Origin of the sequence: Erwinia sp. (genome assembly GCF_049696395.1) — a bacterium.
Taxonomy (GTDB): domain Bacteria; phylum Pseudomonadota; class Gammaproteobacteria; order Enterobacterales; family Enterobacteriaceae; genus Erwinia.
On sequence record NZ_JBAVTT010000040.1, the window covers coordinates 1 to 5525 of the forward strand.

General features: G+C 47.0%; 9 protein-coding genes and 1 tRNA gene. 9 read left to right on the top strand and 1 reads right to left on the bottom strand.

Annotated elements, in window-relative coordinates; translation table 11 throughout:
* The first annotated feature begins 42 nt into the window (after positions 1 to 42).
* The 9 genes from WCC56_RS05665 (at position 43) to WCC56_RS05705 (ending at position 5022) form a co-directional block, all read left to right on the top strand.
* Positions 43 to 127: transfer RNA gene (locus WCC56_RS05665), tRNA-Leu, on the top strand.
* 313 nt (positions 128 to 440) lie between these two features.
* Complete coding sequence (locus WCC56_RS05670) at positions 441 to 689, top strand: CopG family ribbon-helix-helix protein (protein WP_424691445.1); 249 nt, start codon at positions 441 to 443, stop codon at positions 687 to 689.
* A 3-nt stretch (positions 690 to 692) separates the two neighbouring features.
* Positions 693 to 968: a type II toxin-antitoxin system RelE/ParE family toxin gene (locus tag WCC56_RS05675; RefSeq protein WP_424691438.1), complete on the top strand. Its 276-nt coding sequence runs from the start codon at positions 693 to 695 to the stop codon at positions 966 to 968.
* 9 nt (positions 969 to 977) lie between these two features.
* Entirely contained in the window at positions 978 to 1193 is a 216-nt protein-coding gene (locus WCC56_RS05680; RefSeq protein ID WP_424691439.1) for a hypothetical protein, read from the top strand.
* Positions 1194 to 1396: 203 nt separating this feature from the next.
* Positions 1397 to 2050: a hypothetical protein gene (locus tag WCC56_RS05685; protein WP_424691440.1), complete on the top strand. Its 654-nt coding sequence runs from the start codon at positions 1397 to 1399 to the stop codon at positions 2048 to 2050.
* 11 nt (positions 2051 to 2061) lie between these two features.
* Positions 2062 to 2373 (top strand): helix-turn-helix domain-containing protein, encoded by a 312-nt coding sequence (locus tag WCC56_RS05690; RefSeq protein ID WP_424691441.1) that lies wholly within the window; start codon positions 2062 to 2064, stop codon positions 2371 to 2373.
* Between the two features lie 158 nt (positions 2374 to 2531).
* Positions 2532 to 3248 (top strand): integrase, encoded by a 717-nt coding sequence (locus WCC56_RS05695; RefSeq protein WP_424691446.1) that lies wholly within the window; start codon positions 2532 to 2534, stop codon positions 3246 to 3248.
* Positions 3241 to 3906: an RES family NAD+ phosphorylase gene (locus tag WCC56_RS05700; protein WP_424691442.1), complete on the top strand. Its 666-nt coding sequence runs from the start codon at positions 3241 to 3243 to the stop codon at positions 3904 to 3906. The genes WCC56_RS05695 and WCC56_RS05700 overlap by 8 nt, the downstream gene beginning before the upstream one ends.
* Positions 3907 to 3963: 57 nt before the next feature.
* The gene (locus WCC56_RS05705) at positions 3964 to 5022 is read left to right on the top strand and encodes a DUF1176 domain-containing protein (RefSeq protein ID WP_424691443.1); all 1059 of its coding nucleotides are present in this window, start codon (positions 3964 to 3966) and stop codon (positions 5020 to 5022) included.
* A 122-nt stretch (positions 5023 to 5144) separates the two neighbouring features.
* Here WCC56_RS05705 and WCC56_RS05710 read toward each other — a convergent pair.
* Positions 5145 to 5525: SAM-dependent methyltransferase (locus WCC56_RS05710; RefSeq protein ID WP_424691444.1), on the bottom strand; the 381-nt coding region annotated here is incomplete at its 5' end.

A 5525-nucleotide genomic window follows, 5' to 3' on the forward strand; every position in this document is an offset into this window, starting at 1 on the left:
GGTAACGGTATAATCCCCAACGTTTTCCGCATACCCTTCAGTGCCGAAGTGGCGAAATCGGTAGACGCAGTTGATTCAAAATCAACCGCCGCGAGGCGTGCCGGTTCGATTCCGGCCTTCGGCACCATAGTGTATGAAAAACTAAGTCACCTTCTCGGTGGCTTTTTTTTTGCCAGCAATCCAGGCAAAGAACTCGCCACGTCAATGAAATCAGTATGATTCCGCATCATTTCCTGTGAACTGCTTTCCGTATTTACCTTTCTGACCTTCCCCTATTGTTTTTCATCCCATAATGTTTCTGGCTGCTACTTCTGCCCTGAAGGTACGGTGTCGAAACACTTTCCTGGAGGCTGGCTGTAAACGGGTAAGTGATGTTTTTATAAGCAAACCCATGCTAAATTAACAGGAGTTATTAAATGTTATTGAACGAGGTAATCCCTATGGGTTCGCTTACGAAACAAACCATCAGCGCACAAATACCCATTGAGTTGGCTGTTGCTGTCGAAAATCTGGCTACTGAATTGGATCGTTCCAAAAGCTGGATTATCAAGGAAGCATTGACCACTATGCTGGCCGAAAGAGAGCGGCGTCACCAAAGCATCCAGGCTGGTCTTGCCGATGTAGATGCCGGTCGTGTAGTTAGCCACTCAGAGATGATGGAATTTGCCAATCGCTTAAAAAAAACCTGATAAATGGAAATTTACTGGACGCTTAAAGCTCAGGATGACCTTGAACGTATCTACCTATTTGCCCTTCAATACAGCCGCCAGCATGCCGATGGCGTTTTAGACCGCTTGATAATCGGCAGTGCAAGCCTTGCCGCGCATCCAGCTATTGGCATATTGCAGCCCCGATATGAACCTCGTGAAGTTCGAAAAGCGCTGTTCGATGATTACGAGGTCCACTATGAGCTCCGCGATGATGCCATCTACATCGTGGATCTATGGCATACAAAAGAAGAACGATGAAGAGATGCTTTGTTCAGTATTGGTTCAGCTGTGATGTTGCGAATGGTGTTTGATGAGCCGGAGGCTGACCAGGAAGATGATGAGCAACTGAGTTTGACATATGAAAAAATTTATATTCGTCCGCATCTGAAGCCTGTAATGCAGCCTCTGCAAGCTTTCACATTATTTTCAGGTTGGCGATCATCACTATCAGGTAAGGGCACCATTAGCCAACTTAGAGGATAAATAAACCATGACTCACGGTTTAAGAAATTTTTTTTCGACAGTAACTATTGCTGCTTGTATAGTCTGCATCTAATTCGTTTTTGTATGCATGTGTAAATGCAACATTTTGAAAACGGATTTGAGAAAATATGTTATATCACGGTTACCACATTCCTAATATGGAGCCTGATAGTTTGGTAGATAACCTGGCAGGGAGCTAAATAATGAAAATATGTGTTTTTCTTGATAATCTATTAAACATGGGGCTATCTAGTGGCATTATAGAGATAAGACAAGTTTTTCTCTTTATATTTATCGTTGGGCCATTAGCTTTAGTAGTTTGGAAGATAAGTGCGATTATTGCATTCATTAATCATGTCAGAAACTCCAGAACTAACGAGCTGAAGCGTATTCTGGAGAGCCATGACCTTTCTGATGAAGTCCGTCATGGTCTAAAAGATGAGATTGAGAGGATCGTTGGATATCGTATTACAGGAATTTCAGATGTAGCCATACAAAAGGCTATAATGCAGCTTTATATGCTAAATAGACAGTCGATACAAGTGGGTTTCTTCAAGAAATTCAGAGCTTTTTTAGTAATGGAAAATAATGAGCTTGTTTTTAGAACAGGAAGAAAGTTTTGGATAGATAATGCTATTTTAGGTTTGTTTTCCTTTCAGTTTTTATTTATTTCCGTTTCATTGTTATTTTTATCATTATACAAAGGGCAACTAATCCCATTATGGGTGCATTTTTTCCTGTACCTTTCAGCTATATTACTATTTCTTTTATTTATCTCTTTTTTACAGATGATACCTCGTCCTAAAGAATACAAGTTATTAAAGGGAATGTTGCAACCTCAAAATGTTGATATTTAAGGTTGGTGGTTATGATCTTTGTGAATAGTGCACTCGAAGCCATTCACAGCGCAGCTTCCGGATTGTTCACCATTGATGCCATTCCACAGGAAACTATGGGTAGTTTCGATGCCGCATGCTTGGAGGATTTACCCGAGCTTCATCCTGCCGAAACCAAAGAAATACGTGAAAATTTAAACGTCAATCAGCCTGTCTTTGCCCGTTACCAGAATACCAATGTATCCACCGTACAGAAGTGGGAAACAGGCGCTAAACGCCCTGGCGGTATGTCGCTAAGGCTTCTCTCAATTGTGCGTAAACATGGGCTGGAAGTCCTGTTTTAACCCGTCACTTGTTCACAGTCTTGTGATGTTCAAGATTCATGAACATCACAAGACTGTGAACGCCATTCAAGCACTCTCCTGCTCAGATTATCGACAAATCACTCATCTCATATATAATGAATATAACCGATATACCCTGCTGTCAGTCGAGGTGAATGATGGTGTCGAAAGCCAACTCCGCACTGCGTGAAGATCACTCTTTAGATGTGAGAAGCCTGAGTGGCGACCAGCTCCACCGCCTGGAAACCCACGCCGATGCCGAATATTTAGTCATTGATTTAGGTAACGCGAAAACACGTAGCCCAGCGTTCAATGAAACGATGAAGGTAGCGATGCAAGCCGCTCTTAGTGCCGTGCTGGCTTCGTTAAGCCAGACAGAAGTCGCTCTTAAAAAGAGCACACCTTCGAGTAGAATGAAATCGCTGGCCGTCGTCCCTGAATCCCAGCAACAAACAAGCAAAGAGGCAAGGGCCGCTCGAAATGCTCAGCGCCGTGAACAGCTGAACGACCGTATCCTGGCGGACTCAGTCTGGCTGACAGCGCGTGAACTCTCCGAGAAAGCAAACTTCCAGAGCAGTAATCCCAGCGCAGGGCCAAATCGTTGGAAGTCGTCAGGCAGTATTTTTGCCCTGCAACTGCAAGGCAAAGACAATTACCCTGAATATGCGTTAGATGAAGGTTTCCGGCCAATTCCGGTAGTGAAGCAGGTTATCTCCCTGTTCGGCGAGAAGAAAACTCCGTGGGGGCTCGCCATCTGGTTTGGTTCTGAGAACAGCTGGCTTGGCGGTAAGAAGCCGAAAGATGTTCTGGCTTCTCAACCTAAACAGGTGCTGTTAGCGGCGCAGGCTGAGAGAGAAGGAGCCGTTCATGGCTGATGCCGATGACAAGGAAGTTATTGCCCGCAAGATACGTCAGCCCAAGAGTAATCTGCAGGTAAACTTTGTCACCTGGCCTGCTGGCAAACGTTTTTATCGGGTGCATTCAGCCGATTATCGCGCGGCGGAGTTCAACCCAGGAAAGGGGAACTCCCGCTTCAGCCCAATGAGTAACGGCGTCTCGACTTTGTACGGCGGTGAAAATACTGGCGTGGCGGTGATGGAAACGCTGTTCCACGATCTGCCGTCTGACTCTGCTGGTGCACCTTACGATCTGGGTAAGCTGGCAGGAATGGCTCATTCGGTTATCACACCGCTTATCGACCTTCAGCTTGTCGATCTCAATCCTAAAACGTTACGCAAAATGGGCGTAACACGATCTCAACTGCTGGACTCGCCTGCCGAACAATATATTTTCACTCGGGAATACGCGGTGGCGATCCATCAGGCATTTCCTGCCGTTCAGGGGCTTCAGTGGTCATCAAAACAACATGGTGATGCGGCTTTAATGCTGTTTGGCGATCGCATTGAGGTTGCTCAACTTACTGTTGAGATTGAATCTGAGGGAGTCACCGAGTCAGAGAATATAGTGGACGCCATCGAAGACGAAGCCGATCAGCTTGGTGTGGTGCTTATTGACGCTGGTGGCGGAAGTTGAGCCGGTAATAAATAGAATTCAATAAACTGCGTGACTTAACCCTTATGGAGAGTGGGAATGAACCCTTTTTATAAAACAATTCTGGTCAGTGTTATTGCCTGCAGCACTTCAGTTATAGCGGCTGAAAGTGGCGTTGCGTTTGAGTATAAAGACTGGGAAGTGGCCTGCGATAACACGCTGACTTGCCGCGTTGCTGGTTATGCCAATGAGGAAGGAAAGGGCGGTTCGATTTTACTGACGCGAAAAGCCGGGCCTGATACGGCAATCACCGGCGAAGTCGTGCTGATTGAGGATCAGTCTGAAGTCACGCCGCCTCAACCAAAACTGACGCTTTGGATTAACAACAAGTCTGCCGGAGCCCTTAAAGCGAAAGCTGATGACGCATGGCAGCTATCGGACGATCAGGTTAGCTCGGTCATTGAAGCCGTAAAAGGCAGTGGACAAGTGGTGTTCAAAGGTGGCCCTGCTCCTTTTGTCCTTTCCAACGACGGTGCCTACGCCGTGCTGTTGAAAATGGATGATGCTCAGGGACGCATCGGCACGCCAGGCGCAGTGACGAAGAAAGGAGATAAACCGGAAAGCAGTGTAATGCCAGCATTGCCTGCACCGGTTATTCAGGCCGCAGTAGTGAGTAAGGATGAACCGCGCCCGCTGACTCCAACGGAACTTGCTGCTATCAAACCTAAGTTATTCGTCACATTGAAAGGCGACGATCAGTGCGAAAAGCTTCAGTCACCCCAAGACAGTGGCAATAACATTGAAGGTGATGAGCCCACCGTTACGCCATTGGATGCCAGTCATGTGCTTATCAGCTCACTCTGTTGGAGAGCAGCCTATAACGAAGGTTACGGCTATTGGGTAACAGACAGCAAGATGACGGAAACGCCGGTACTGGTCACCGTCTCAGGAACAGATTACAGCAACGGATCCATTGAACTGGCACAAAAAGGCCGGGGCATTGCCGATTGCGTCAGCACAGCAAGCTGGGTATGGGATGGGACAGCGTTCCGTCAGGGCAACGTAGCAAACACCGGCATGTGCCGTTATATCCGCGCTGGAGGTACCTGGGATTTGCCTTCTTATGTTGCGGATGTGAAGGCAGCTGGTGGGGGTTAACGTTGTAGTTGTCCATATGAATTAAAATCACGGCTGCGTTGACCAGAAAGGGCATTCGACCTTTCTCACTTTGAATTCCCGGTGCAGTGTTTGCATTTGTCAAAAGACATCATCGGGAGTCCTCAGATTGCCTTTAATACCAGACAATTAATCCAGACATCATCACGGTCAGGCCGTCGATCGCCAGTCGTCCAGGCCTCTTTCACTTGAACACCCTCCAAAGCCGCAATAATTCCATGCAGCCGATCCTCATTCATATCAGTAAACCGTCTGCCATCCTTCTCCCGTTCGCCGGTTCCATACTTAAATGATAAATACCAAACCCCGCCAGGTTTCAGCGCTCTTGCCAGCAGCGCCATAACGTCCGGCAGCTCCTTCTCTGGCACATGAAGCAGCGAAGCGCAGCACCAGATGCCATCATATTTATCTACTGCAGTCAGCGCCTGAAAGCGCATCACCTCGACAGGTTTTCCTGACAAAAACTTCGCCCGCTCTACCAACTC